Raw genomic sequence first — 26,555 nt, 5'->3', positions numbered from 1 at the left:
ATATTCCGATGTCAAATAATCACAATCTCGGAATATTCCGACATCGAGGAGGGTGTCTTGAACCAGCATCGTGTGGACCATTCAGAATCGGTGAAATGGACTCCGAATGTGAGCCTGACGGCTACGAAGCGCGATATTGCCGGCCTCATCGAACGGCTGCACTTTGATCTTCCCGAGGGATTGATCTGGCTGGACCAGAGCCGGGTCACCCTCTTGCACGCCAGTTGGCTTGCGCAGCTCCGATCCGAACTTTTGCCGTTGCTTGGCTACCATCAGGCACGGGCGCTAATAACGCGGCTCGGTTATTCAGCCGGCTGTCGCGACGCCAAGGCCTCACTTGAGAGAAGTCCGGCACAATCGTGGGAGGAAATGCTGCTGACCGGTGGGCAAATGCATACCCTCCACGGTATGGTTGCCGCTGCCGTGATCAACATCGACCTCGATGAAAATAGGCGGCGCTGCCACATCGAGTTCGTTTGGAAGAACAGTATCGAACGCATCGGCGATGACGAGCGGCGCTTCCATAACTCGGAATCGGGCTGCTGGATGACAGTTGGCTATGCTGCTGGTTTTTTGACCACATGTTATGGCGCGCCAGTACATTTCCGAGAGCTTGCATGCTGTTCGGGCGGCCATGATCATTGCAGCGGCATCGCAAAATTTGCCGATCAGTGGAGTGATAGTACTGAAGACATGGTCTATTACTCCGCGCTCCAAATGAGCGAAGATGATGCCACAACCGCCACCGGTCCGATTTCCTTACAGCCTGAACTCTTACTGCAAGCCCATAATGCAAGTGGAATCGTTGTAGGTCGGTCCACCGCGTTCAATGCCGTCCAGCATAAGGTCAATCAGGTAGCCGACACACGCGCGACCGTACTCCTGCTGGGTGAAAGCGGCGTCGGGAAAAGCGTTTTTGCGAGACAGATCCATGATCGAAGCCCTCGTAGCGAGAATCCGTTCGTGGAGATCAATTGCGCCGCCATTCCAGAAAATCTCCTTGAAGCCGAATTGTTTGGCGTGGAAAAGGGGGCTTTTACGGGCGCAGGTGCCACGCGGCCCGGCAGGTTTGAAGAAGCGAATGGCGGTTCCATCTTTCTCGACGAAATCGGCACGCTTTCGCTATCATCGCAGGGCAAGCTTCTTAGGGTTCTCCAGAATCATAAATTCGAGCGGCTTGGCAGCAACAAGACACTTCAAGCCGATGTCAGAGTTATTGCCGCTACAAACGAAGATCTTGAAGTAGCAGTCCAGGAAAAACGATTCCGCGCCGACCTCTATTATCGATTGAACGTATTTCCGATACAGATTCCGTCTCTGCGCCAGCGCACGGATGATCTACCGGTGCTGATCGATCATTTTCTAAAGATGTTCAGCACACGTCACGATCGAAATGTCTCCGGGATTTCGGGGCAAGCCTACCGGATGCTGCTGGCACACAACTGGCCCGGGAACATCCGAGAACTTGAAAATGTCATCGAACGCGCAGTTATCATGTGCCAGCGAGGGGAAATGCTCGAAGTTGGCCATTTCCCCCAAAGCCAATTGGCAGAAGCTGCCAAAAGACTGATGCAACTGGATGAAGCAGGCAATCTGGCCCACAGCTCAGATGATCTGGATGGTCTGCCCGCGACAATCCTAGACGCACTGAACTCTCAAGGCCTCAACCTTGAAGGCTTGGAGCGCGCGGCGATCAAGGCAGCTCTTGCCGCGACAAACGACAATGTGGCTCGGGCAGCAAAGCTGCTCGGTGTCACACGCGCGCAAATCGATTATCGACTCAAGAAATGGCAAGCCGAGTAATCTTATGCTGGGCGGCGATTCTGGACAGGGCGATTAGTGGATTTTCTGTCTGATGGCGGCCATCATGCCGCGTGACAGGAGAGCAGACGACCGCGCCGGAACGACAGCCCCATATTCAAGGCCAAGGTGGCATTGGCCGCCGTGAAGGCCGAGAAGACGGGACCGAGTTGGCAGCCATATGACGCTCACCCGAACAAGACCACTCGCTATGGCTTGTACGTGCGGCGGTAGCACTTACGACCCACGGTTGGCGCGATTCCTGCGCTCCACAGCTTGGTCAACTTGATAGCCGGCCCCCAAACTAGTTGGTAACGCTGTCGCTCGCACAAACCTGTGGATCGGCGCTGGAACGGGCCCCTCCTACTTCACGATCTATCATTTTGAATTGCCGTAAAAAGTTGGTTTTGACCGGGGTCCCGATCGGCGCCGATCGGGACCCCGGCATGCGCCAGTATAAGGATAGAAATCAATGCATTACCTCCCGTCAGAGCGGGTCCCACTCCAACGCTGCTTCACAATCAACACCCAGTCTTGAAATCGCCGTCGCAGTTATCGGATCCAAGCCCTGCGGGTCAGCGAGCAATATCGCAGCTTTCATGCGCGGATCCCAGAAATCCACGATATGCTGGACCATTGCCGAAACGGCGGCATCCTCACCTTGCGCCGCCAGATTGCGGGCAATCTGGTTGGCCATGCTTACAAGCCGCTGTTCGTCCATCAGATCGCCTCGATGCGGCGCGCGCGGGTGGTGAGCGCAGCATAGTTTTCCTGCCAGTCACTTGGCCCGTTGGACGCCGATACCTGCACTGCGGTCACCTTGTATTCCGGGCAATTGGTCGCCCAGTCGGAGAACTCGGTCGTGACGAGATTGGCCTGCGTTTCGGGGTGGTGAAAGGTGGTATAGACCACGCCGGGGACAACTGTCGGGCGCCAAAGTAGAGCGCAATTGCGTGCACTGAACTCCAATCGTCGCGCCATATTGGGCTGCATTCAATCTGCACGGCATTCGGCGTGTTGTTCGCGCTACTGATCGGAGAACCGCTTTGCCAGTCTGGCGCTCGCGCCACTTTTGGCAGCAAGTTTTGAGCCATAGCGCAACACCGTGCGTGCATCGCGCCAGCGGTAAGCCTGCATGATCGCTGGTAGCCCCTCACCTGCGGCAAAGTTATCCTGCGCTACGCCGACACGAATGGAATGCGACGAAATCGCCTTGCACCAGCGACTAAGCTCGGCCTCGCTCATCTGCCCCAGCAAGCCCTTCTCCCAGGCTTGGCGAATAAGCCGCTTGTAAATGAGCGTGATACTGTTGGGGTGTAGCGGCTCTGCACCGATACCATCGATTGATCCGTCAAAATGCGTCGTGACCCGGCGCAGCAGCGGCCCCTGGTCGATTTCAGAAGCTTTGCACCAACGCGTGATGGCCATCATGGTTGCTGGAGAAAGGTAAGCCTGCGCACCAGCTTGCTTACGGTCAGTCTTGCTCGAGGGAATGTGAAGGATCCCTGCGCCCTCACTATCAGGGCCTTCAATGTGCGCAACATTGATCGCCACCAGTTCAGATCGCCGCGCCGCCGTATCATAGGCAATGCGTAACAACGCGGCATCGCGCAAACCCAGCTCGTCGCGGCGGCAGGCCTTGAGCAGGTGCGCGAGGCACACCCCCGAGGCAGGGCTGTCGAGATCGGCAATGTCGCCTTTGAAGCGAATGGCATGCGCCTGCCGCTGCCGCACGCCTAGATGATTACGGGCCGCCTTGCGCTCGAACTTGACCAAGGGGTCCGACGTTGGATCGGTGAGACCCGCCATGCGGTAAGCCCAGCCCACATGGACGAGGTAGCGCTCGATCGTCGCCATTGCGCGGGTTTTGAGGTCACAAGTCTCAGTACCGGAAAGGGCTCGGATCCAGGCAGCAACGTCGGCAGGCCTTGCAACGGCAGGCTCAACGCGGCGCAATCGGCACCATTGCCCCCACAAGGTCAGGTCAGAGCGGAAGGCGCGGCGTGTGTTTTCGGACCAGCCACGCATGGCTGCATCGAGCAGCGCCTCGTCGATGCGAATGCCTGCACCTGCCAGTGCGCGCACATCTCCGATCAGATCTGCTGGTTCGACAGATAAAGGAACGATCTTTCGGGTACGGACCGATGATTTTTGAGGGCGGACGGGTTCGCGCATGTCAGGACTTTTCTCGTCGGGTGCTTGGGCCGCAAGCAGCCGGGCTGGCGGTGCGATGATCGGTCGCCGCATCAATCGCCCCAAGGATTGACCAGGTCGATGCCGGTAGCTGCAAAATCCTTCACGTTCCGGGTCACCAATGTGAGCCCGTAAGCCCCTGCGATACCGGCAATCTGGACGTCGCCAGTCGTCATGGTCCGTCCAGCGCTGGCACTGACGCTGGCCAGTTCGGCCGCCATTTCCGCCGAAGGCCGGTCGAAGGACACGACGCGCGGACCAAATCGGGCAACGATACGCTCGAACGCCCCCATCAGTTCGTCGCGGCGGCGCCCGGGTGGCATGGAGTTGATCCCGGCACGTACCTCGAAGATCGCAACAGTCGGCATAGCACAGTTGCCAGCATGGCGATCGAGCCATGTCACCACACGAGCCGAGGGTGCTGGCCGCATCGACTCGGAAACCACGTTGGAATCGATCAGGTAGATCATTCGAAGACCGGCAACGCTCGATCAGGGCGCTGGCGCTGCGCATCGATCGCGGCGGCGACATCGTCATAGCCTGGCCGCGTGATGCGCACGATGAAGCTGCCGAGCGGCTCGAGCGCATCGGGGTTGCCCACTTCTGCGCGCGCAGCTTCATCGAGAATCTGGCGCAGTTCTTCCTCGAGACTATGGCGCCTACGTGAAGCACGCTGGGCAAGCAGACCCTTGGTTTCTTCAGACAGGTTGCGGATCGTGACGCTGGCCATGCGCGGACTCCATGTTGGCGGCCGAGGTGGCCATCGCCGCTAATATAGCGGCAATTCACATCGGAAACTAGTAAAATGCAATCATGCAATCGCTAATCTGAGTTTTGCGTAGTTACGATAAGCAGCCATTATCAACACTTAATCAACCGGCATATGGACTAAACATCACTCGTCAGGCTATAATTTGTCCGTGAAGCACCCTCCCCCGCCCCTTACCGGCATCGCTTGGACGCCCGATCTGGTGGCCGCGATCGCCGATGCTGGCGCGGCGATTGGGCGGCTTGATGCGCGGATTTGTGCGACTTCCTTTGCCCCAGCCTGGAATCTGCGGGCGAGCTGGACAGGTTACGCCGCCGCGCTACGCCTACAGAATTACGAAATCGAGGAAATCGATATTATTTCCTGGCAATGCGGTCTCCATCTGGCCGGGCGGCCTCGCCTCGAAACGGTGGGGGATCCGTTTTCTGTCGGCTGCCAAAGTTAGTGTCACCGCCGAAGACGAACTGATGCCGCTCTGCCATAATTGATGGCAACGGGTTTTCCCGGTTTCCGCACACTCCTGGCCAAGAGCACCTCCTCTATCCCCGCACTTCGCGCAGCATGCGCGCGGTGGCATTGGACGACGGGGCCAGCTTGCGGCCATAGCGCAGCGCGGTCGATGTCGAGGACCAACGCAGAGCCTGCGCAATCGGCCCGGCGTCTTCTCCGCTGGCGAACAGATCCTGCGTTAGACCTACTCTCAGCGAATGCGTGCTGAGCGCTGAAATCGCCGCATCGAGCTCCTTTCCGAACAGATTGACCATGTGTTCGTCTGCCGCGCGCCGGGCGGTTTGTTTGATGATCAGTCGCACCGCCGCCGGTGTCAGCGGTTCTTCGCCGATGACATAGGTCGTCGATGCCAGCACGGGTTTAGCTTCGGCAGGCGATGGCGATCCTGCGGGCAGCCGCCACCTGAACCCCGGCGGGGCAGGCAAGGCGGCAGGGGCCTCGGCAGCGCGAGCCTTGGTCCGCACCACGCCGATTCGGCGAAACAGCGGGCCTTCGGCAATCCCGCCGCTTGTCCGCCATGCAGACACGCGCCGCATCGTGTCGGGCGAGAGCCAGGCATAGGCCCCCTGCCCTTCCTGATCGGTCTTCGAGCGCGGAACGGTCAGGACTGCCGAACCATCGCGTTCGACTGTGATATGGTCGCACGCCACCCGCACCAGTTCGGACACGCGCAACCCGGTGTCGTAGGCGAGGCTGAGCAGCGCCCCATCGCGCAAACCAGGCAATGTTCCAGGGCATGCCTGCAACAGCGCGCTCAGGGTAAACCCTTTTGCCGGAGCGCTGCCCAGCCCCTCTCCAAACCGCAGCGGCCCGGCCTGACGCTGCGTGACATCGACCCGGCGCCGAAACCCACGCAGCGCGTCGCGCACGATGCTCCCCTGGGTAGGTGTCGCCACCCCGAGCAGGCCATGCACCGCCGCCAGACTGGCAAGACGCCGCCCGACCGTCGCCGGCTTGAGCTCGCGCCGTTCACAATCCTCGAGGTAGGCGACGATCCGTGCCTCGTTCGCGGGCAGGCCGATCCCGCCCGCGCGTGCGCAAAAGGTGGCATAGCAGGCGAGATGGCTCTGTTGCAAAAATCGTGAAGCTTGAGCATGCTTGGCGGAGATTGAACGGATGGAGCGATGACGGATTTCAAGTGGCGCCATTTCCAGGGTGATGTGATCCTGTGGGCGGTGCGCTGGTATTGTCGCTATCCGATCAGCTATCGCGACCTTGAGGAAATGCTGGCGGAACGCGGCATTTCGGTCGACCATACGACGATCTATCGCTGGGTCCAGCGCTACGCCCCGGAGATGGAGAAGCGGCTGCGCTGGTTCTGGCGGCGTGGCTTTGATCCGAGCTGGCGCCTGGATGAAACCTACGTCAAGGTGCGGGGCAAGTGGACCTACCTGTACCGGGCAGTCGACAAGCGGGGCGACACGATCGATTTCTACCTGTCGCCGACCCGCAGCGCCAAGGCAGCGAAGCGGTTCCTGGGCAAGGCCCTGCGAGGCCTGAAGCACTGGGAAAAGCCGGCCACGCTCAATACTGACAAAGCGCCGAGCTATGGTGCAGCGATCACCGAATTGAAGCGCGAAGGAAAGCTGGACCAGGAGACGGCCCACCGGCAGGTGAAGTATCTCAATAACGTGATCGAGGCCGATCACGGAAAGCTCAAGATGCTGATCAAGCCGGTGCGCGGTTTCAAATCGATCCCCACGGCCTATGCCACGATCAAGGGATTCGAAGTCATGCGAGCCCTGCGCAAAGGACAGGCTCGTCCCTGGTGCCTGCAGCCCGGCATCAGGGGAGAGGTGCGCCTTGTGGAGAGAGCTTTCGGCATTGGGCCCTCGGCACTGACGGAGGCCATGGACATGCTCAACCACCATTTCGCAGCAGCCGCCTGATCGGCGCAGAGCGACAGCCTACCTGTGACTGCCGCCAATCTTTGCAACAGAGCCGACCTAGATGCCGTAATGGGCCGGCGTCTAGGATTCAAAGATCCATCTGCTCCGGACTTAGCAAGCCACTTCCGCCACGCGAAGGTCTTCCCAACTCCCCACTTGCCCTTGATGCAAAGCACCTCGGCGCGGTCGTCATTCAGAAACCTCTTTATTTCGGCTTTGATCAACGCAGTGCACATGAGCGGTTCCATAGAAGGCAGAGTGATCAAGATAGGCGGGAAGGCGCCATCTTGTTAAGTTAAAGATAACTCCTTGCAATTCCTTTCGGCCGCGGCCGGGTGTCCGTTGCTGGCAAGATTAGTCGTTCAACAGGTTGTGAAAGAACGGCAGCTTTGTCCCACATCATGCGCTGGCGCGGCGGCGGGATGTGCTGCTTTGCGCCGGTCGCTCCGGCCAAGGGTATCGAGACGCAACAGCAAACCGAACTCGCCAAGGAAATCCTGGGCAAATACGGCTTCGACTACTCGGTCGCATACGCCATCGGCGGGCGCGAACTGCACCATCTTGTCTTCATCCAGTATGACAAGGAGGACCTTGTTGAAGAGAAGAAGGCGGACGACTGCATCCGCGAAATGGTAACCCGCTTCGGCGAGCGTGGCTGGGCGAGCTACCGCACCGGCGTCAACACCATGGACCTGGTGGCGAAGCAATACGGCGAGGCCAATCGCGACCTTATTGCCCGGCTCAAGCAGGCGCTTGACCCCAACCATATCCTCTCGCCCGGCAGGCAGGGGATCGCCTGAAAGGCCAGTGTGTTAGCAAGGCGGACAGCTTCCCCCCTCGGAGCCTTAGTACGGAGATAACGCGTTCAACGAGTTGGTTTCGCGAGTAACAGACTTTTTGCTTTGGCATCCGTTTGAGCAGATTAAGAGGTAAGCGATCCACCCTCGGCCTGATGAGGCTGCTATTCCGACTTCTGAGATTTTAGAAAGCCTCCTGCATTCAGCCACGCCACGAACTGGTCGAGCATCAACGGAGTGGTCGTACCCTCAATTCCGAGCCCGAAGCCGTGGCCGCCTTTTGCGTAGGCGTGCAATTCGACCGGGCGGTTGGCCTTGTGCCAGGCTTCTACGATGGGGAAACCCATAGTTGGGAACAGAGGATCGTCGAACGCAATCGCGGCAAACATCGGAGGAGCGTCTCGGGGCGGAGTCACCTTGGCCTGTGGGCCGTAGATGTAGCCAAAGAAATTGGGCCCTTCCCCGGGTTTTGCGCTCATGACAGCGTTGAGAGACGTCATGGCACCCGCCGAAAACCCGATCATTCCTACACGAGAAGGATCAATTGCCCACTTCTCGGCATTTGCTCGCACCAAGGAAAGGGCGCTTAGCGCGTCGTCAGTTGATGGCGGGTATTGAAGTGATGGCTGCTGTGATGGATCAGGCAGGCCCTCAGCCACCTTTTTGTCCATGAAGGTCTTCGCTTCATCGATACCTATCGGCGTTGGCATCACTCGGTATTTTAGGACGAAGGCGGCGATGCCACGAGCATTGAGGGCTTTGGCAACCTTCCAGCCCTCTGGTTCTATCGCCAAAAGCATGAAAGCTCCGCCAGGGGCGACGATCACTGCAGCACCTGTCGCCTTCGACGGGTCTGGAAGAAACGGGGTGATCGTGGGAACAGTGACATTGCGGACTACGTAGCCATGTGGCCCGTACGTCATCCAAGTTTCAAGCCCCTTACTGGCTGCCGCGGTGGGCGAAGATAGAGGGATGGCGTGGGGTTCCGGCGGCGCTTGAACCAGCTTGATTTCCAGCTGATCCGCTTGGGCGAGCGCTGGCTGGCCAGCGCGCAGGAATGCTACAGCCAACACGGTAAAGAGGTCGATTTTCCTCATGTTCTAGGGTAGTCCTCTCTATAATTCAGTCGCTCGCCAGAGTTGGGTGATCTATTAAATCGATCGCGCTACGTGGCCTTGCCTTCACTAGTATCCATACTGCCGAGCTGATTGCATGCCATATAATATCTAGCACATTATGCAGTATATTTTATATTATGGAAAAAGGGCTGCGCGTGCTACCGATGGCGTGGGTAGAATTTGTTGAAAACATCTTGCGCGGCGGTCTGACAACATGTCTTGCGGTTTCGAGTAGGGAAGCAGGTTTGAGAACAGAAAACGTCATCATCGTGGGCGCCGGGCACGGCGGCGCACAGGCTGCGATCGCCCTGCGGCAGAATGGCTTCGAAGGCCGCATCCTGGTGATCGGCAGGGAGCCGGAGATCCCCTACGAACGCCCGCCGCTGTCCAAGGAATACCTCGCCCGCGACAAGACCTTCGACCGCATCTGCATCCGCCCGGCGCAGTTCTGGGAAGATAAGCAGATCGAGATGAAGCTCGGCGCCGAAGTCGTCTCGCTCGATCCCGCCGCGCACACGGTCAAGCTCGGTGACGGCTCGGAGCTCTGCTACGGCAAGCTGATCTGGGCCACCGGCGGCGATCCGCGCCGCCTTTCGTGCGTGGGCGCAGACCTCAAGGGCGTCCACGCCGTCCGCACCAAGGAAGACGCCGACCGGCTGATGGCCGAACTCGATGCCGGAGCCAAGCGCGCCGTGGTCGTTGGCGGCGGCTACATCGGCCTCGAAGCCGCTGCGGTGCTGACCAAGTTCGACGTCTCGGTCACCCTGCTGGAAGCCCTGCCGCGCGTGCTGGCCAGGGTTGCGGGTGAACCCCTTTCCGAATTCTACCAGGCCGAGCACCGCGCCCACGGCGTCGATCTGCGCACCGGCGCGGCGATGGACTGCATCGAAGGCGATGGCGTCAAGGCGACCAGCGTCAAAATGCAGGACGGCTCGGTCATCCCGGCCGACATTGTCATCGTCGGCATCGGCATCGTGCCCTGTGTTGGCCCGCTGCTGGCAGCGGGGGCATCGGGTGGCAACGGCGTCGACGTCGACGAACTGTGCCGTACCTCGTTGCCCGATGTCTACGCGATCGGCGATTGCGCGGCTCACTCGAACGACTTTGCCGACGGCGCGGTGATCCGCCTCGAATCCGTCCAGAATGCCAACGACATGGCTACCACTGCCGCCAAGTGCATCTGTGGCACCGAAGCGCCCTACAAGGCCACGCCATGGTTCTGGTCCAACCAGTATGACCTGCGCCTGCAGACCGTCGGCCTGTCGACCGGCCATGACAACGCCGTGCTCCGCGGCGACCCGGTCACGCGCTCGTTCTCGGTGGTCTACCTCAAGAACGGCAAGGTCATCGCGCTCGACTGCGTGAACATGGTCAAGGACTACGTCCAGGGCAAGAAACTGGTCGAAGCCCGGGCCCAGATCGCACCTGAGCAGCTGGCCGACGCCAGCGTGCCGCTGAAAGAAATGCTCGCATAAACACTCAGCACGGGCATTTTTGCGGGATTAGCACCCGTTAATGTTCAGGCCATGCAGGATGCTTTCTGGCGTGGTCTGCATTGTGAAGTTTACGCAAGCGCACCAGAAAGGTTTGGGCCACCGGATCCTCCCTGAAAAGACAATGTCTGTTACCGGACAGACAAATTTCTTCAGGCAACTTCTGCGGGGTGGGCAAGGCGAGTCTGCGACTGCCCCGGATTTTTTTCTTTTGCTGATTGCGGCGAAACTGTTCGAACACCTTAACCAGATGTCCTCAAAGCTTCAGGGACAGGATAACCCCATCCCGCATATTCATCTGCGATAACACCTGCCATCAGCTGCAGCTCGGGTGAGATTTCGTTCATCCGTTGGCTCATGATGATAGGCGATGTCGCCTGCTCTGACAGTTCCCGATAAACGACATCGTGGCTTCTGGAGCGGCTGATCGATTCAGGAACAATTGCGAGCCCTTCCTCAGCGGCAACTAGGCCAATCGCGATCTGCAATTCTCTCGCTTCGTGCGCGATTTTCGGTTCGAGTCCATGGTCGCGAAACAGCGATATCACCTGGTCTGCATAACTAGGACGTGGTGCACGCGGGTAGATGATCTGCGGCTGTGTAGCTACCTGCTTAAGTGTCAAAGCGCGTTCAGACTGCGCGAGCGTGTGTCCGCGCGGCAATGCTACTGCCAGTCTCTCGTTGCGCAGAATGGTCCGCTTGATGTCTGGATCTTCAAAACGAATGCGACCGAAGCCGACATCAATTCGCCCGTCCTTGAGAGCGGCTATCTGTTCAAGTGTCGTGCTTTCCACCAAGGATAGCTCGACGTCAGGAGCTCGTTTGCGAAAGGCGCGGATCAGTTCAGGAAGCCTCGCGTAGATCGTGGAGGCGACAAACCCGATCGTGAAGCGTCGCCGTTCCGTTGCGGCAGCGGTCCTCATCATGGCCTGCATGTCATCCATGCGATCAAGGATTTGCCTGGCTTGCTCGTAAAGCAATTGACCAAGAGGGGTCAGACTTAGCGGCCGGGCAGTCCTGTCGAAAAGCAGGCCTCCTACTTCCTCCTCCATTTGACGTATCGTTCGGCTTAGGGGTGGCTGCGCGATGTTAAGAGTGGCTGCCGCGTGTGAAAAACTCCGCGCACTTGCCACCGCAAGGAATTGACGGAGGTGCCTCAGGTCCATTGCTATACCTTACAGGTATGGAGTCATGACCGCAATGATCTTTGAAAGCCCTCCGGTGACACGCTACTTTTCCTGATAACAGTGTGAAGTTGGAGAGGTGTGATAATGGCGGCTTTAGACCGGATCGATACCTTCATTGTCGATGTGCCGACAATCCGGCCACACGTCCTCGCGATGGCGACCATGCGTGCGCAGTCGATGGTCATTGTTCGTTTGACCGACGGCGACGGCGTCGAAGGCATCGGGGAGGGCACGACCATAGGCGGCCTCAGCTATGGCGAGGAAAGCCCTGAAAGCATCAAGTCTGCAATCGATACATATATCGCACCGATCCTTCAGGTCTGCGATCTTTCGCGTGTGCGCGCCACGATGGCACGGATCGGCCGCAGCGTGCGCGGCAACCATTTCGCCAAGTGCGCGGTGGAAACGGCGCTTCTCGACATGGCGGGCAAGCGGCTGGGCGTGCCGGTCTCCGAGCTGATCGGGGGAGGGCGCGTACGGTCCTCGCTGCCCGTCGCATGGACGCTCGCCAGCGGAAACACCGCACGCGACATCGAGGAGGGCGAGGCCATGCTCGAGCAGCGCCGCCATCGCATCTTCAAGCTCAAGATCGGCAAGCGCGAAGTCGCGGACGACGTTGCGCATGTGGGGGCAATCTGCAAGGCGCTGGCCGGACGCGCGAGCGTGCGTGTCGACGTAAACCAGAACTGGTCCGAAGCGCAGGCCGTGCGTGGCATGGCAATGCTGCACGATGTCGGCGTCGAACTAGTCGAGCAGCCGGTGGCGCGCGATGCTCTAGATGCGATGGCGCGGCTGTCCGGAACCCAGGCGGTGCCGCTGATGGCCGACGAAGCGCTCAATGGTCCGCGTTCGGCCTTCCGCATCGCCTCTGCGGCGGCTGGCGGCGTGTTCGCGGTGAAGATCGCGCAATCGGGCGGGCTGCATCCTGCAAGCGAGGTTGCCGCCATCGCGACGGCTGCGGGGATCGGCCTTTACGGAGGCACGATGCTTGAAGGCGGCGTCGGCACCGTTGCCTCGGCGCACCTGTTTGCCTCGTTCCCTGAACTGGCGTGGGGCACCGAACTGTTCGGCCCCCTGCTGCTGACCGAGGAAATTCTGGCAACGCCGCTGCGCTATGCCGATTTCGAGCTGGCGGTCCCCGATGCGCCGGGCCTCGGCGTCACGCTCGACGAGGAAAAGATCGCCCGCTTCCGCCGCGACAGTGCGGCCCCCGTCATTCACGCCGTCGCCTGAGAGGACGCACGCATGTTGTTCATGGTTGAAATGCAGGTCAACATTCCGCTCGGCTTCGATGCGGACGAGGCGGCACAGCTGAAGGCCGCCGAGAAGGCGCGGTTTCAGGAACTGCAGGCAGCGGGCACGTGGCGACACATCTGGCGCGTAGCGGGGCAGTACGCCAACGTCAGCATCTTCGATGTCGAGAGCAATTCGCAACTGCACGACATCCTTATCGGCCTGCCGCTCTACCCTTTCATGACGATGAAGGTGACTGCGCTCTGCCGGCATCCCTCATCGCTTCACGACGATGACCGCTGAACCGGACATTTTATAATCAGGTAATTGAAACAGTATCTTGGGAGATTGACGTCATGCAAGAATCATTCGTTGATTCCGCTCCGATCCGAAACCTGCTCGACCGTGCGGCAGGCCTTGACGGTGATGGTGGCGATGCCCGCCTCAAAGCCATCATGCGCGATCTGCTGGAGGCGACTGCGCGCGTGATCGTGCGTCACGACGTGACCGAGAGCGAGTTCTGGGGCGCGGTCAAATACTTGCAGGACAGCGCCGGCGAGATCGGGCTGATCGTTCCGGGCATCGGCCTCGAGCACTTCATGGACCTCTACATGGACGCCAAGGATGCCGAGGCAGGTCTTGCCGGCGGTACGCCGCGGACCATCGAAGGCCCACTTTATGTTGCAGGCGCGCCTTTGGTCGAAGGGCCGGACGTCAACCTCACCGTTGATCCCGATGACACCACCAGCCTGTACATGACGGGTCAGGTGCGTGGCCCCGATGGCGAGCCGGTGCGGAATGCTATCATGCACGTGTGGCATGCGGACTCGCAGGGCTGGTACTCGCACTTCGACCCGACGAAGGAGCAGACGCCGTTCAACAATCGCCGTCGCATAAAGCTAGGCGACGACGGTCGCTATGCATTCCGTTCGAAGATGCCCAAGGGCTACAGCGTGCCCCCCGGTGGGGCGACCGACGTTCTCATGAAGGCCGTTGGCCGTCACGGAAACCGCCCGGCCCACGTCCACTTCTTCATCGAAGCGCCGGGCTACCGCCAGCTGACCACGCAGATCAACTTTGGAGACGATCCGTTCGCGCATGACGACTTTGCGTTCGGCACGCGCGCAGGCCTGCTGCCCGTGCCCATGCGTCAAGGCGACAGTGCCTCGATCACGTTCGACTTCGAGATGCAGCGTGCCGTGGACCAGGAAGATGAGAAGTTTTCCACCCGCGCGCGCCTTGAAGTCTGACGCAAGAATCTGGGAGAAATGACGATGTCCGGTGCCATCAGGAATCGCATTGAAACGGCCGTTGTCGATGACGCGGATACCGGGCAGTTCCGCTGCCGCCGCGACATCTTTACCGACCCTGATCTCTATGAACTCGAAATGAAGCACATCTTCGAGGGCAACTGGGTCTATCTCGCGCACGAGAGCCAGATCCCGTCGACAAACGACTGGTTCTCGGTGACGGTTGGACGGACCCCCGTGGTCATCACTCGTACAAAGGATGGCGCACTCAACGCCTTCATCAACGCCTGCTCGCATCGCGGCGCGATGCTGTGTCGGCGCAAGCGGGGCAACGGGCGCGTCATGGTCTGCCCGTTCCACGGCTGGAGCTTCACCAATGACGGCAAGCTGCTGAAGGCCAAGGACGAGAGCTCGGGCGCCTATCCCGCTTCGTTCAATCAGGACGGGTCGCACGACCTCGCCCGCCTTGCCCGCTTTGAAAGCTACCGCGGATTTCTGTTCGGTAGCGTCAATCCCGATGTTGGGCCGCTCGACAAATACCTCGGCGAGACGCGAGTGATCATCGATCAGATTGTCGACCAAGCACCAGATGGCATCGAGGTTCTGGCGGGAAGTTCGTCATACGTCTTCGAGGGCAACTGGAAGCTGCAAATGGAGAACGGTTGCGACGGCTACCACGTCAGCTCGGTGCACTACAACTACGCCAAGACCATGGGGCGGCGCGCCGAAGGCGGCACCAAGGCGGTCGATGCCAACGGCTGGTCCAAGGCCGTAAGCGGAGTCTACGGCTTCGACAACGGGCATATCCTGCTGTGGACCAAGGTGCTCAATCCCGAGGTGCGGCCCGTCTGGTCGCACAAGGAAGAACTTGAGAAGCGGCTCGGCAAGGAGCGCACGCGTTTCATCGTCGAGCAGAGCCGCAATCTGGCGCTCTATCCCAACGTCTTCCTGATGGACCAGTTCTCCACGCAGATCCGCGTGGTGCGACCGATCGATGTCAATCACACCGAAGTGACGATCTACTGTTTTGCGCCGAAGGGCGAGAGCGCCGAACTGCGCGCTATCCGCATCCGCCAGTACGAGGATTTCTTCAACGTCTCCGGCATGGGCACACCCGATGATCTGGAGGAGTTCCGCACGTGCCAGGCCTCCTATGCGGGCGCGGGCGAATTGTGGAACGACCTCAGTCGTGGTGCTAAGCGCTGGATCAACGGACCCGACGAGAATGCGCGCGAGATGGGCATGAATCCGCTGCTGAGCAGCGAGCGCAGCGAGGACGAGGGTCTGTTCGTCCGTCAGCACGAATACTGGGCCAAGGCCCTGCTTGATGGCCTTGCGCAGAGTGACCAGCGGGCGGAGGAAATGGCGTGAGCGTGCTCATTGAAGTTACCGCTTTCCTCAATCGCGAGGTGCGCCTGCTCGACGACCGGCAATGGGACGCGTGGCTCGAATGCTACACGCCTGACTGCACTTACTGGATGCCGGCGTGGACCGACGACGACGAACTCGTCACCGATCCGCAGAGCCAGATTTCGCTGATCTATTACGCGAACAGGCAAGGTCTGGAAGATCGCGTGTACCGGCTCGAGACCGAGCGTTCGAGCGCGAGCACGCCGGAACCGCGCACCACGCACATGATCGCCAACATCGAACTGATGGACGATCGCGGCGACGAGCTTGATGTGCGTTACAACTGGCATACGCTCAGCCATCGCTTCAAGATGACCAGCCAGTTCTTTGGTGCGACCTTTTGCACGTTGCGCCGGGTCGGCGGCGAACTGAAGATTTCGGCGAAGAAGATCGTGCTCAAGAACGACTACATCAACCAGGTGATCGACGTCTATCATGTCTGATCCGGTGGCGCATTTCGCGGGGCGGTTTGCCGGCAGGGTGATGGTCGTGACTGGCGCTGCGCAGGGCATCGGACGCGGTGTGGCGCTGCGGGCCGCGGCAGAGGGCGCGCAGGTCCTGTTGGTCGACCGGGCCGAATTCGTTGCCGACGTGGCCGCCGAAATCGGGCTATCGGCGCGGGCATTCGTGACGGATCTCGAAACGCATGAAGGCGCAGCAGCGGCCATGGCAGAGGCTGTTGCCCATTTCGGCCGGATCGACATTCTCATCAATAATGTCGGCGGTGCTATCCGCATGCGGCCCTTTGCCGAGTTCACGCCCGAGCAGATCGACGCGGAAATCCGCCGCTCGCTCATGCCGACGCTTTATGGCTGCCATGCGGCGCTGCCCGCGATGCTGGCGCAAGGTTCGGGCACCATTGTTAACGTATCGTCCAATGCCACGCGCGGCATCCGGCGCGGTCCCTATTCGGCGGCCAAGGGGGGGATCAACGCGCTGACGCAGAGCTTGGCGATGGAATATGGCGAACAAGGTATCCGCGTCGTGGCGACTGCGCCGGGGGGAACCAGCGCACCGCCGCGCAGGGTGCCGCGAAATGCCGCCGGCGACAATGCGCAGGAACAGGCGTGGATGGCGCAGGCGGTCGAACAGGTGACGGGATCAACGTTCTTCAAGCGCTATGGCACCCTGGACGAACAGATCGCACCAATCCTTTTCCTGGCCTCGGACGAGGCAAGCTACATAACCGGAACCATCCTGCCCGTTGCGGGCGGTGACCTGGGCTGAACGCAAGGGCCAACCAATGTCCAAGATTTATTCAAGTCCCGCGGCGGCGCTGGACGGCGTGCTGTTCGACGGGATGACCGTGATGTCTGGCGGGTTCGGCCTGTCCGGCAATCCGGAAAGCCTGATTCCCGAAATCCGCGCGGCGGGCGTGAAGGACCTAACGGTCATTTCCAACAATGCTGGCGCCGATGGCTTCGGCCTGTGGATGCTGTTGAAGAGCCGCCAAGTGAAGAAGATGATCTCGTCCTATGTGGGCGAGAACAAGCTGTTCGAGGAGCAGTACCTGTCGGGCGAACTTGAACTCGAGCTGACGCCGCAGGGGACGCTGGCAGAGCGCATCCGGGCGGGGGGCGCGGGGATTCCGGCGTTCTATACCCGCACCGGCGTAGGCACGGTCGTCGCTGAGGGCAAGCCGGTCGAGGTGTTCGAAGGCGAGGAATATGTGCGCGAGAATTGGCTGCGCGCCGATCTTGCCATCATCAAGGCGTGGCGTGCCGACCCCGAGGGCAACCTCATGTACCGGCGCACTGCGCGCAACTTCAACCCGAACATGGCAACGGCGGCCAAAGTAACGGTGGTCGAAGTCGAGGAGATCGTGCCCGCAGGTACATTCGACCCCGACTGCATCCATACACCCGGCATCTACGTCGACCGCATCGTGCTTTCGACGATCAATGAAAAGCGCATCGAAAAGCTGACCGTACGCGAAAGGGAGAGCGCCTGATGCGGTGGAATCGTGACCAGATGGCCGCGCGCGCCGCGCAGGAATTGCGCGATGGCGACTACGTCAACCTTGGCATCGGCATACCGACGCTGGTGGCTAACCACGTGCCCGAAGGCATCAAGGTTACGCTGCAGAGCGAGAATGGCATGCTCGGCATCGGCCCTTTCCCTTATGATGGCGAGGCCGATCCGGACCTGATCAACGCGGGCAAGCAGACCATCACCGCGCTGCCCACGTCGAGCTTCTTCTCTTCGGCCGACAGCTTCGCGATGATCCGGGGCGGTCATATCGACATGGCCGTATTGGGCGCGATGGAAGTTGCCGCAAACGGCGACCTCGCCAACTGGACCATTCCCGGCAAGATGGTGAAGGGCATGGGCGGGGCAATGGACCTCGTCGCCGGGGTCAAGCGCATTGTCGTCGTGATGGACCACGTGTCAAAGTCCGGTGCGCCCAAGATTCTCGAGGCGTGCAGCCTGCCGCTGACCGGGCGGCGGGTGGTGGACCTGATCGTCTCGGACCTCGCTGTCATTGCGGTTGACCGCAAGGCGGGCGGACTGACGCTCGTCGAACTGGCGCCGGGGGTTACAGTTGCCGAGGTCGTCGCCAAGACCGGCGCACCGCTCGATGTTTCGGCCTTTGTCGAAGGGGCGCAGGGCTGATGCCTTTCAGCGGGGAAGAGGGAAAGCGCGTCTATTGGAAGCTCGAAGGGCGTGACGATGTGCCCGCGCTGGTTCTGCTCAATTCCATCGGCACGGACATGGACTTGTGGGACGGCGCGCTACCGCTGCTGCGGCAAAGCCACCGGCTCCTGCGCGTTGACACGCGGGGGCATGGTGCATCGGATGTCGCAGACGAGGACTACGCCATGGCAGGCCTTGCTGCGGACATCTTTGGCGCCATGGATGGCGCCGGGATCACAGTTGCAGCGGTGGCGGGTGTATCGCTGGGCGGAATGATTGCGATGGAAATGGCGCTCGCACGGCCCGATCGCGTCGCCGCGCTGTCTTTGGTCTGCACTTCGGCTAAGATGGACAAGACCGCGTGGAGCGACCGCGTGGCAAAGGTGCGCGGCGAAGGCATGGCCGCTATCGTCGATCTGGCCATGGGGCGGTTCCTTTCACCCGAATTCATTGCCGCCGAGCCTGCAGTGGCGCAGACGATCCGCCGCCAGCTGGTGAATATGGCAGCTTCGGGGTACGCCGGATGCGCGGCAGCCATCCGCGATATGGATCTCGCATCACGGATTGGCCAGATCGGCTGTCCGACGCTGGTAGTGACGGGCGACCGTGACACCTCCACGCCCTTTGAAGGCCACGGTGAATACCTGCTTGCCCAGATTCCCGGAGCAAACCACGCGGCCTTGCCCGCTGCGCACCTCGCGCCGCTTGAGGCGCCGCGGCTTCTGGCCGAGACCATGCTCGAATTTCTGAAGGATTGAACCGCTCGATGACCGACGCTTTCATCTGTGATGCCATCCGCACCCCTGTCGGGAAGCTCAACGGATCGCTGGCCAGCGTGCGCGCCGACGACCTGGCCGCGCTGCCCCTTCGCGCATTGGCAAAGCGCAATCCGGACCTCGATTGGGCACAGGTGGATGATGTAATCCTCGGCTGCGCCAACCAGTCGGGAGAAGACAACCGTAACGTCGCGCGCATGGCTGTGCTTCTAGCCGGGCTGCCGGAAACGGTTCCGGGCGTCACCGTTAATCGCCTCTGCGCGTCGGGGCTGAATGCCGTCGGCATTGCTGCGCAGGCAATCCGCTCGGGCGATGCCGACCTGATGGTGGCCGGCGGCGTCGAGAGCATGACTCGCGCGCCTTACGTCATGGGCAAGGCAGGAAGTGCCTTCGACCGGGCCCAGAAGATCGAGGACACTACACTTGGCTGGCGCTTCATCAATCCGGCGATGAAGGCAGCTTATGGCGTCGACACGATGCCGCAGACCGGCGAGAACGTCGCCGACCAGTGGCAGGTGAGCCGCGAGGATCAGGATCGCTTTGCGCTGGCAAGCCAGGAAAAGGCTGCTGCGGCCATCGCATCGGGCCGTTTCGACGTGGAGATCGAGCCGGTCGAGGTTCCGCAAGGCAAGGCACCGCCCAAGCTGTTCGAACGTGACGAGCATCCGCGCGCGACGAGCCTTGAGGCGCTGGCCAAGCTCAAGCCGGTCGTGCGTGCTGATGGAACCGTGACGGCGGGCAATGCCTCGGGCCTGAACGATGGCGCCGCTGCGATGATCATTGCTTCGGACGCCGCTGCCAAGGCCAACGGGCTGACACCGCGCGCACGCATCATTGGCATGGCGGCCGCCGGGATTGCTCCGCGCGTTATGGGAGCCGGCCCGATCGAAGCCGCGCGTAAGGTGCTCGCCCGCGCCGGGCTCGGTGTTGGCGACCTGGACGTTATCGAACTCAATGAAGCCTTTGCCAGCCAAGCAATTGCTACGCTGCGCGATCTTGGGATCGATCCGCTGACAGACACGCGCGTCAACCCCAATGGCGGCGCGATTGCACTGGGCCATCCGCTCGGAATGTCGGGTGCACGCATCACTATGACTGCGGTGGAGGAGCTGCAGCGCACCGGCGGGCGTTATGGTCTGGCTTTCCTGTGCATCGGCGTAGGCCAGGGGCTGGCTTTGCTTATCGAACGTGTCTGATCTCAAGTTATTCAAAGGAAAACCGCGATGCAGGGCGAACTTTACAGCATCTATCACTGCGCGATCGAACCGGCTGACTTTCCGGCTTTCAAGGAGCTTGTCGCGAAGATCGTGGCCGAGACGGCAAAGGAAGCCGATACGCTTACGTATGAGTACGTGGTCAATGAGGCCCGCACGCAAGTCCATATCGTTGAGCGCTATCGCATCGAGGGCCTGTTGCCTCATGTACAGCAGACCTTCTCGCCCTTCGCTGAGCAATTCCTGGCGCTGGTGCGGATCGAGAAGCTTTACGTCTACGGTGAGACGACGCCCGAAGTGCGCGCAGTGCTTGACGGCTTCGGCGCGATCTATCTCACGCCGTTTTCCGGTTTCACTCGCTGATCCTGCAGTGGTGTCTGGGCGTGTCGGCGATCATTCGCAGGCAAAGCTGTCGGCACGCTCGGGGTCGCCGCCACGATAGCGCGCGATCCTTGGCCAGGCGCAGACAGGGCGCGTGCGGCCCGGCCATGGCGTGTGCGCATCCGCCGTGGCGAGCAGGCTGTCCGGAGCCTTGTGCTGTTCCACCCAGGCGACCAGCGCACCCAAGGCATCGTAATGGCTCGTCGCCGGCCCACCCATGCAGTGGGCCATGCCGGCAACGGGGAACACGCGCAAACCATCATCGGTCCGTGCGCCGTAGCGCTGCACGACGCGGTCGCGCCATGCCAGCGTGTCCATGACCGAGAACACCGGATCCGACACACCGTGTGGCACCATCAGCTTGCCACCGTGCGCAAAAAAACCATCGAGATTGGCCGAGTGCATTGCGATGTCCTGCCAGGCGCTCGTTTGGAACGGACCTGCGCGGCTGTAGATTGCTGCCTCTGACCCCGGGAACCGGTAACGCAGTTGCGTCGCCAGGATATCGTCAGGAGAGACACCCACCTTCATGGGCGGCACTGAGAACACCGTCGGCAGGGAAGCGCCGCCCAGCGCGACGTCGAAGGCGGGCAGTTGCTCGCTTCCGGGCCTCTGTACATTATTCGGACACAGATTCACGGTAGCGGCTTGATGAGCAGCGGCATGAGGCCATCGGCATCGAGGTCGAGGCTCTCGGACCAGATATAATCGCCGGTGAGATTGATGCGGTCCCATCCCAGCGGCGACAATCGGGACAGCATGGCGGGATCGACAGGTGTGCCGCGGTGCCGCAGTTCATCGACGGCACGACCGAGATAGCGGCAGTTGAAAAGAATGATGGCGGCCGTGACGAGGTTGAGCGCTGCCGCGCGGGTCTGCTGGTTCTCCAGGCCACGGTCGCGAAACCGCCCGAGCCGATGGAAGGCGACAGCGCGGGCCAGGCTGTTGCGTGCCTCGCCCTTGTTGAGTTCGGCGGTGACCGTCCGGCGCAGATCGGTGTCGTCGAACCAGCGCAGCGTGAACAGTGTGCGCTCGATCCGTCCGACCTCCCGAAGTGCCGCAGCAAGACTGTTTTGTTGACGATAGGCGGACAGCTTCTTCAAAATCAGCGACGGTGTGACAGTGCGGTCGCGCATCGCCGCGATGACCTCCGCAATTTCGGCCCAATGGCTGACGATCAGGTCCCGACCGAGGCGGCGCCCGAACAGCGGTGCGAGCCGACCATAGCGCCGCGCGGGCTCGAAACCATAGAGTTGTCGATCCGACAGGCGCGGAATGCGCGGCTCGAAATCGAGGCCGAGCAAATGCATGACGGCGAACACGATATCGGAGACGCCGCCACCATCGGTGTGGAGGGCGGTGATGTCCGCGCTGCTTTCGTGGCCGAGGATGCCGTCGAGTGCGTGGATCGCCTCGCCCGCCGTCCCGGCGATGACCGTCTGATGAAGCGGTGCGTATCGATCGGTGATGGTGGTGTAGATCTTGACCACGGGGTCGCGACCGTAATGTGCGTTGACCGTTCCTCCGGCTTCGCCGGCACCGCCGAGATAATAAGCCTGCCCATCGGCCGATGCGCGATGCCCCGAACCAAACCAGGCGGCGAGCGGTTCGGCATGGATAGCGTCGGTCAGGCTGGCGAGCGCGGCGCGAAACGTTTCCTCGCGCATATGCCACGTCTGCATACGCAACAGTGCGCGACGCGAGGCGACACCGCAAACTTCGGCCATGCGCGACAGACCAAGGTTGGTCGCCTCCGCGATCAAGGTGGCAAGAAAGGCGCGTTCGTCGGCGGGAGGCAGACCGGTCGAGACATGGCCGAAATGCTGGATGAAGCCGGTCCATCGTTGAACCTGCGACAGCACATCCGTGATACGGGTGGCAGGCACCATGCCGTAGCAGGTGAGCGCAAGTTGCCGCCCTTCATCCTGACCAGGGTCTTCTTTGGGGTCTTTCGGAAACCGCAGCCGCTCGCCGGCAAAAAGGGGGGGATCGCGTTTGTCCAGATCGCGGGCGACCTCGCGCAGGGCGCTATCAAGCCTTGCCGCCCTCTCGTCGAGCCAGGCGTGCGGATCGCCGAGCGAGAAAGCGGGCTTCGGTACGGGGCTGGCCGGTGGGGCAAGCAGCACACTGAGCGCGCGATGGACGCGCGCGGTCGGCACCCAGATACCACCGGATGCCAAAGCATTGGAAAGCGCGCTGTAAGTCGCCATCTCCCAATGGGTGCGATCGATCCCGCCTGCGGTCATGACATGCCGACGCCAGCGGTGCTCGACATGGCCAAGCGGCACGTCATCGGGCAACGCCCTGCGCCAGTCTCCGTCGAGATCGGCGAGGATCGCCATCGCATCGCGCAACGGCTGCATTCCGGCCCGGCCCTGGAAATCAAAAGCGCGCACGAACGACGGCCCCATCCGCTTGAAGGCGCGATATTCCGCCGCGATCTCGTCCAGAACCTCGTTCCGGTGCGGTGAGGCGGTACGTCGGATGATAGCGGCGTCGGCGTCGATGATGTCGAGGGATGCCACGGCATCGACCGCCGCGGCGACATCGCCGCCAGCCCGGGCCGCCTGGCTGATCGCTTCCAGAACCCTGGCGATGCGTAACATCCGTTCGCGGCCCTCGCGGCCGGAAACGGCCACGCGCTGTTCGAGCCGTTTGCGGGCGCGCAGATGGGCCCGCCCCACGAGCGCAATGAACATATCGATCGCCGCATCGGTCAGTGTCGCCTCCAGCTCGCGCAGCGTCGCGAGCAGCACGACCCGCCTGCGGGCCGGGCGCATTTGCTGGAAAGCCTGTGCCGTGTAGCGCACACCCTCCCGGGCGAATTGCCCCAGGCGCGGTTCGTGGCGAACATCAGGGGAGAAAGCCGATATGCCCGTCCCACGAATCAGCGTGATCTTTTCGACGATTTCCAAAAGCGAAGCGGATGCGACACGCGGTTCTGGCTCGCGCAGCCAGGACAGACGGCTCTGCCGGTCATGCACCTTGTCATCGATCAGCGCGTCGAGTTGCTGACGCATCTCATGGCCAAGGCCGCCATCGATCGCGGCCACGAGATCCGTTTCCGCCTGATGTATCGCCTCGGCCGCCATGCGCTCCACGACGCTGACACCCGGGATCACGATCCGACGCGCGCGCATCTCATCCAGAAGCCGGCCGAGCAGCGCGCGTCCGTCGATGATGCTCGCCGCCTCGTTTGTCAGCCATGTCCGCAATTCCACGCGGTGCGGGCGGCTCAGATCGCTGAAGCCGAAGCGCGTCTTGATCGCGGCGAGCTGATCGTAGCGCGTGGGCGTGCGTCTGGCGAAATCAGCTATGACCTTTGCATCCACCCCGACCTGCTCGGCAATATGGTCGAGCATGACCGCAGGCAGCAGTTCCCCGTGGCGCAGATGCCGGCCCGGGTAGCGCAGGCAACAAAGCTGCAGGGCGTAGCCGAGTCGGGTGGCGGGCGTGCGCGCGGTGTCGATCGCGGTCATGTCCTCACCTGACAGACTATAGTGCTTCACGATCGCCGCCTCGTCGTCGGGCAACATCAGCAGGGCAGCGCGCTGCCGCGTCGTCATCGGAATCCGTCCGGGCATCTTTGAACCTCCAAAAACCACTTGCCTTTCGGCATGATTCTGAAAGAGGATTGTGAAAGACAAGAGGCCGCAGGAATCCGTTCATGCCGCACTGGCCTCCGGATACGGCCGTTTGTGAAAGAGACGCAGATGACGCGCGAACCCTATCTGATCGGTTATGCCCGCGTGTCGAAGGGCGACGACCAGTCGAACGCCGCGCAGCGGCGCGCGCTCGATGCGGCCGGCTGCAAGCGGGTGTTCGAGGAGACCGCCAGCGGTGGGCGGTGGGACCGACCCAAGCTTCTGGAGATGATCGGCCAGTTGCGCGACGGAGACGTCGTCGTCGTCTGGAAGCTTGACCGGCTGTCGCGCAGCCTAAAGGATATGCTGCACATCATGGAGCGGATCGAGCTGGCAGGCGCGGGCTTCCGCTCACTGACCGAGGCGATCGACACCACCACCGCGGCAGGGCGGATGATGATGCAGATGGTGGGAAGCTTCGCCGAGTTCGAGCGGGCCATGATCCGCGAGCGTACCAGCGCCGGCCTTGCCCAGGCTCGCGCAGAAGGACGGATCGGCGGGCGTCGGCCCAAGCTCGGCGACAAGCAGCGCCGCGAAATCGCCGAGTCCGTCACGTCCGGCCGCAAGTCCGGTGCCGAGATGGCGCGGCTCTACGGCGTCAGCGAACCCACCGTCTCGCGCATCGTCGCCGCGCACCGCCAGCAATTCAGTCAGCAGCAGAGGGAACAGGCATGAAGCGTGGTCACGATCTGTCCGGCGTCATGAAGTTCGCCACCTCGCCGGCCTGGGGCGAGCATCTGGGCGAGGCGCTCGGCGATCATCTCGGGCTGGCGATGGAGGAGTTCGACTTCGAAGCGGACGAGCTGGCGGACATCGTCGGCGATCATTGGGCCGGCGTGTTGTGGGGATGCGCGTTCGAGGATCTGCTCACGCGCACCATCGAACCCGGGGACCGGAACATCGTTGATGACTATATTCGGCGCCGGGGCTGGAACGAGAGCGGCCCGACCAAAATCTACCTGCGTGCCCTCCGATCGTCGGTGATGAGCCTCCACGAGGTGAGCGAGGTCGAGCCCGGGAGCGGCTTCCTTGTGCGTGACCTGATCCAGGGCAGCGAGCCGCTTCGAGTATCCGAGCGCAGCGCCTCGCAGACGCTGAAGCAATGGGACAGGATCGGTGCCCGCGTCGTGCAGGTCGGAGGCAAGCACCTCCTGTCGGGGGGCGTGCTGTCGTTCACTATGGAGGCGGCCGAGGCGATCGTCGCCGATCTACGGCGCTCGAAGGGCAAGCGCAGCCCGCAAACCGCGTTGAACCTAGACGCCGACGATCTGGCTGCACTTCCGGCCCTCATCAGCACGGCATGGCTGTTCGATGTCGTTCCCAGGACCATGGGACCGGCGTCCATCCCCACGCTGCACAACAGTGATGGCGAGGAGGTGATGTTCCACCGCGTGCGCTTTCCCTTCGCACGCGGCGTGACCCAGGCGCTGGTCGGCGAGCGGCTTGATACTCTCCCTGCGCTTCAGCGGGAAACCACGCACTTTTGGAACTGGCTGGGCGAGAAACCGAACGGAAAAGCGAAAAGCACCGGGCGCATGGCGTGGGGTGTGACGATGGCGGACGGCACCCCGGTGCTCGGCAATGTCGAATTGAAAGGCCGCGCCCTGATGCTCGCCGTCACCTCGGCCGAGCGAGCGAAACGCGGCACCGCGCTTATCAACGATGCGCTCGCCGGGTTGGTCGGCTCGCCGCTGACCACGATTGAGACGGTCGAACAGGCCATGGCGGCGCGGGCCGAGGGGCTGACATCATCCGCACCGGCACCCGCCATTGCGCCAGAGGTTGCAACCCCGCTCATCCATGCCATGCTCGACCGTCAGTACCGCGCGACGCTCGATGAACCCGTCGGCATGCTCGGCGACATCACCCCGCGCGCAGCCGTTCAAACTGCCGCAGGCCGGCACCGAGTAGCCGGGTGGCTCAAGCATCTCGAAAACCGCAGCAGCCAACTCGACGCGAACGACCCGATGGCCACCTACGACTTCACTTGGATATGGCGCGAACTTGGCATCGAGAACCTGCGCAAATAGTTCGCTACCCCTGACGTCGATGCCTACCGTGAATCCGTGTCCCTACAATGCACAGAGGCCTTCCGGTGCGCCACATCGACCACATCGGACTTCCAATGCCACCGTCCCACGTCCATTCCGCATAGATCGGTCGGCTCTGTTGCAAAAATCGTGAAGCTTGAGCATGCTTGGCGGAGATTGAACGGATGGAGCGATGACGGATTTCAAGTGGCGCCATTTCCAGGGTG

At 61.5% G+C, this 26,555-nt stretch carries 27 protein-coding genes and 1 pseudogene; 18 read left to right on the top strand and 10 right to left on the bottom strand.

Annotation, left to right across the window (positions count from 1 at the left end; genetic code table 11):
- Positions 1-57 precede the first annotated feature (57 nt).
- Positions 58-1,803 (top strand): sigma-54-dependent Fis family transcriptional regulator, encoded by a 1,746-nt coding sequence (locus BHE75_RS22400; protein ID WP_084653591.1) that lies wholly within the window; start codon positions 58-60, stop codon positions 1,801-1,803.
- A gap of 484 nt (positions 1,804-2,287) precedes the next feature.
- Here the strand turns inward: BHE75_RS22400 and BHE75_RS22395 are convergent, their stop codons facing one another.
- From BHE75_RS22395 to BHE75_RS22375, 5 genes and pseudogenes are all read right to left on the bottom strand, one after another.
- On the bottom strand, positions 2,288-2,521 hold the full coding sequence (locus BHE75_RS22395; protein ID WP_236036586.1) for a formate dehydrogenase subunit delta: 234 nt from the start codon (positions 2,519-2,521) through the stop codon (positions 2,288-2,290).
- A pseudogene (locus tag BHE75_RS22390) lies at positions 2,521-2,724 on the bottom strand (hypothetical protein); the annotation flags it as partial. The pseudogene BHE75_RS22390 and the gene BHE75_RS22395, both read right to left, overlap by 1 nt.
- A gap of 102 nt (positions 2,725-2,826) precedes the next feature.
- Complete coding sequence (locus BHE75_RS22385; protein WP_070936436.1) at positions 2,827-3,975, bottom strand: tyrosine-type recombinase/integrase; 1,149 nt, start codon at positions 3,973-3,975, stop codon at positions 2,827-2,829.
- A gap of 71 nt (positions 3,976-4,046) precedes the next feature.
- The gene (locus tag BHE75_RS22380; protein WP_084653589.1) at positions 4,047-4,463 is read right to left on the bottom strand and encodes a type II toxin-antitoxin system VapC family toxin; all 417 of its coding nucleotides are present in this window, start codon (positions 4,461-4,463) and stop codon (positions 4,047-4,049) included.
- Positions 4,460-4,723, bottom strand: coding sequence for a FitA-like ribbon-helix-helix domain-containing protein (locus tag BHE75_RS22375; protein ID WP_070936387.1), 264 nt, complete (start codon positions 4,721-4,723; stop codon positions 4,460-4,462). Before BHE75_RS22375 ends, BHE75_RS22380 begins: the two co-directional genes overlap by 4 nt.
- A gap of 241 nt (positions 4,724-4,964) precedes the next feature.
- Here BHE75_RS22375 and BHE75_RS23740 point away from each other — a divergent pair, with 241 nt between their 5' ends.
- A complete protein-coding gene (locus BHE75_RS23740; protein WP_176593304.1) occupies positions 4,965-5,207 on the top strand; it encodes a hypothetical protein in 243 nt (80 codons plus the stop codon).
- A gap of 94 nt (positions 5,208-5,301) precedes the next feature.
- On the opposite strand, the gene BHE75_RS23735 is transcribed toward BHE75_RS23740, so the two are convergent.
- On the bottom strand, positions 5,302-6,420 hold the full coding sequence (locus tag BHE75_RS23735; RefSeq protein WP_084653587.1) for an integrase: 1,119 nt from the start codon (positions 6,418-6,420) through the stop codon (positions 5,302-5,304).
- On the opposite strand from BHE75_RS23735, the gene BHE75_RS22365 reads away from it, so the two are divergent.
- A complete protein-coding gene (locus BHE75_RS22365) occupies positions 6,397-7,161 on the top strand; it encodes an IS6-like element IS6100 family transposase (protein WP_013054031.1) in 765 nt (254 codons plus the stop codon). The genes BHE75_RS23735 and BHE75_RS22365 overlap by 24 nt on opposite strands.
- A gap of 389 nt (positions 7,162-7,550) precedes the next feature.
- Positions 7,551-7,961, top strand: coding sequence for an FAD-linked oxidase C-terminal domain-containing protein (locus tag BHE75_RS22360; protein ID WP_254684574.1), 411 nt, complete (start codon positions 7,551-7,553; stop codon positions 7,959-7,961).
- Between the two features lie 161 nt (positions 7,962-8,122).
- Here the strand turns inward: BHE75_RS22360 and BHE75_RS22355 are convergent, their stop codons facing one another.
- Positions 8,123-9,055 carry an alpha/beta hydrolase gene (locus BHE75_RS22355; protein ID WP_070936381.1) on the bottom strand — a complete coding sequence of 311 codons (933 nt, stop codon included), beginning with the start codon at positions 9,053-9,055 and terminating at the stop codon, positions 8,123-8,125.
- Positions 9,056-9,321: 266 nt separating this feature from the next.
- Between BHE75_RS22355 and BHE75_RS22350 the strand changes: the two genes are divergently transcribed.
- On the top strand, positions 9,322-10,551 hold the full coding sequence (locus BHE75_RS22350; RefSeq protein WP_070936379.1) for an NAD(P)/FAD-dependent oxidoreductase: 1,230 nt from the start codon (positions 9,322-9,324) through the stop codon (positions 10,549-10,551).
- Positions 10,552-10,811: 260 nt separating this feature from the next.
- Here BHE75_RS22350 and BHE75_RS22345 read toward each other — a convergent pair whose 3' ends face one another.
- Complete coding sequence (locus tag BHE75_RS22345; RefSeq protein WP_070936377.1) at positions 10,812-11,735, bottom strand: LysR substrate-binding domain-containing protein; 924 nt, start codon at positions 11,733-11,735, stop codon at positions 10,812-10,814.
- A 105-nt stretch (positions 11,736-11,840) separates the two neighbouring features.
- Between BHE75_RS22345 and BHE75_RS22340 the strand changes: the two genes are divergently transcribed.
- Genes BHE75_RS22340 through BHE75_RS22290 form a run of 11 tightly spaced genes read left to right on the top strand, consistent with a single transcriptional unit; the run spans position 11,841 to position 20,636 of the window.
- Positions 11,841-12,989 (top strand): muconate/chloromuconate family cycloisomerase, encoded by a 1,149-nt coding sequence (locus BHE75_RS22340; RefSeq protein WP_022676045.1) that lies wholly within the window; start codon positions 11,841-11,843, stop codon positions 12,987-12,989.
- A gap of 12 nt (positions 12,990-13,001) precedes the next feature.
- Positions 13,002-13,292, top strand: coding sequence for a muconolactone Delta-isomerase (catC, locus tag BHE75_RS22335; protein ID WP_022676046.1), 291 nt, complete (start codon positions 13,002-13,004; stop codon positions 13,290-13,292).
- 53 nt (positions 13,293-13,345) lie between these two features.
- The gene (locus BHE75_RS22330) at positions 13,346-14,239 is read left to right on the top strand and encodes a dioxygenase (RefSeq protein WP_022676047.1); all 894 of its coding nucleotides are present in this window, start codon (positions 13,346-13,348) and stop codon (positions 14,237-14,239) included.
- A gap of 18 nt (positions 14,240-14,257) precedes the next feature.
- Positions 14,258-15,610, top strand: coding sequence for a Rieske 2Fe-2S domain-containing protein (locus BHE75_RS22325; RefSeq protein ID WP_070936375.1), 1,353 nt, complete (start codon positions 14,258-14,260; stop codon positions 15,608-15,610).
- Complete coding sequence (benB, locus tag BHE75_RS22320; protein ID WP_022676049.1) at positions 15,607-16,092, top strand: benzoate 1,2-dioxygenase small subunit; 486 nt, start codon at positions 15,607-15,609, stop codon at positions 16,090-16,092. Before BHE75_RS22325 ends, benB begins: the two co-directional genes overlap by 4 nt.
- A complete protein-coding gene (gene benD, locus BHE75_RS22315; RefSeq protein ID WP_022676050.1) occupies positions 16,085-16,876 on the top strand; it encodes a benzoate diol dehydrogenase BenD in 792 nt (263 codons plus the stop codon). The genes benB and benD overlap by 8 nt, the downstream gene beginning before the upstream one ends.
- 16 nt (positions 16,877-16,892) lie before the next feature.
- Complete coding sequence (locus BHE75_RS22310; RefSeq protein ID WP_028657796.1) at positions 16,893-17,600, top strand: CoA transferase subunit A; 708 nt, start codon at positions 16,893-16,895, stop codon at positions 17,598-17,600.
- Entirely contained in the window at positions 17,600-18,262 is a 663-nt protein-coding gene (locus BHE75_RS22305) for a 3-oxoacid CoA-transferase subunit B (protein ID WP_022676052.1), read from the top strand. The genes BHE75_RS22310 and BHE75_RS22305 overlap by 1 nt, the downstream gene beginning before the upstream one ends.
- Complete coding sequence (pcaD, locus tag BHE75_RS22300) at positions 18,262-19,041, top strand: 3-oxoadipate enol-lactonase (protein WP_022676053.1); 780 nt, start codon at positions 18,262-18,264, stop codon at positions 19,039-19,041. Before BHE75_RS22305 ends, pcaD begins: the two co-directional genes overlap by 1 nt.
- An 8-nt stretch (positions 19,042-19,049) precedes the next feature.
- A complete protein-coding gene (gene pcaF / locus BHE75_RS22295; RefSeq protein WP_022676054.1) occupies positions 19,050-20,255 on the top strand; it encodes a 3-oxoadipyl-CoA thiolase in 1,206 nt (401 codons plus the stop codon).
- 27 nt (positions 20,256-20,282) lie between these two features.
- Entirely contained in the window at positions 20,283-20,636 is a 354-nt protein-coding gene (locus BHE75_RS22290) for a hypothetical protein (RefSeq protein ID WP_022676055.1), read from the top strand.
- 30 nt (positions 20,637-20,666) lie between these two features.
- Here the strand turns inward: BHE75_RS22290 and BHE75_RS22285 are convergent, their stop codons facing one another.
- Both BHE75_RS22285 and BHE75_RS22280 read right to left on the bottom strand, forming a co-directional pair.
- Positions 20,667-21,185, bottom strand: a complete 519-nt coding sequence (locus tag BHE75_RS22285; RefSeq protein ID WP_084653585.1) for a tannase/feruloyl esterase family alpha/beta hydrolase — start codon at positions 21,183-21,185, stop codon at positions 20,667-20,669.
- A 104-nt stretch (positions 21,186-21,289) separates the two neighbouring features.
- On the bottom strand, positions 21,290-24,220 hold the full coding sequence (locus BHE75_RS22280; protein WP_007683471.1) for a Tn3 family transposase: 2,931 nt from the start codon (positions 24,218-24,220) through the stop codon (positions 21,290-21,292).
- 147 nt (positions 24,221-24,367) lie between these two features.
- Here BHE75_RS22280 and BHE75_RS22275 point away from each other — a divergent pair, with 147 nt between their 5' ends.
- Together BHE75_RS22275 and BHE75_RS22270 are read left to right on the top strand one after the other, a co-directional pair.
- Positions 24,368-24,973 carry a recombinase family protein gene (locus BHE75_RS22275; protein WP_026109404.1) on the top strand — a complete coding sequence of 202 codons (606 nt, stop codon included), beginning with the start codon at positions 24,368-24,370 and terminating at the stop codon, positions 24,971-24,973.
- On the top strand, positions 24,970-26,328 hold the full coding sequence (locus BHE75_RS22270) for a hypothetical protein (protein ID WP_070936371.1): 1,359 nt from the start codon (positions 24,970-24,972) through the stop codon (positions 26,326-26,328). Before BHE75_RS22275 ends, BHE75_RS22270 begins: the two co-directional genes overlap by 4 nt.
- The last annotated feature ends 227 nt before the right edge of the window (positions 26,329-26,555 follow it).

It is taken from the genome of Edaphosphingomonas haloaromaticamans (genome assembly GCF_001853345.1).
Classification (GTDB): Bacteria; Pseudomonadota; Alphaproteobacteria; order Sphingomonadales; family Sphingomonadaceae; genus Sphingomonas_E; species Sphingomonas_E fennica.
This window is presented reverse-complemented; position numbering and strand designations above follow the sequence as displayed.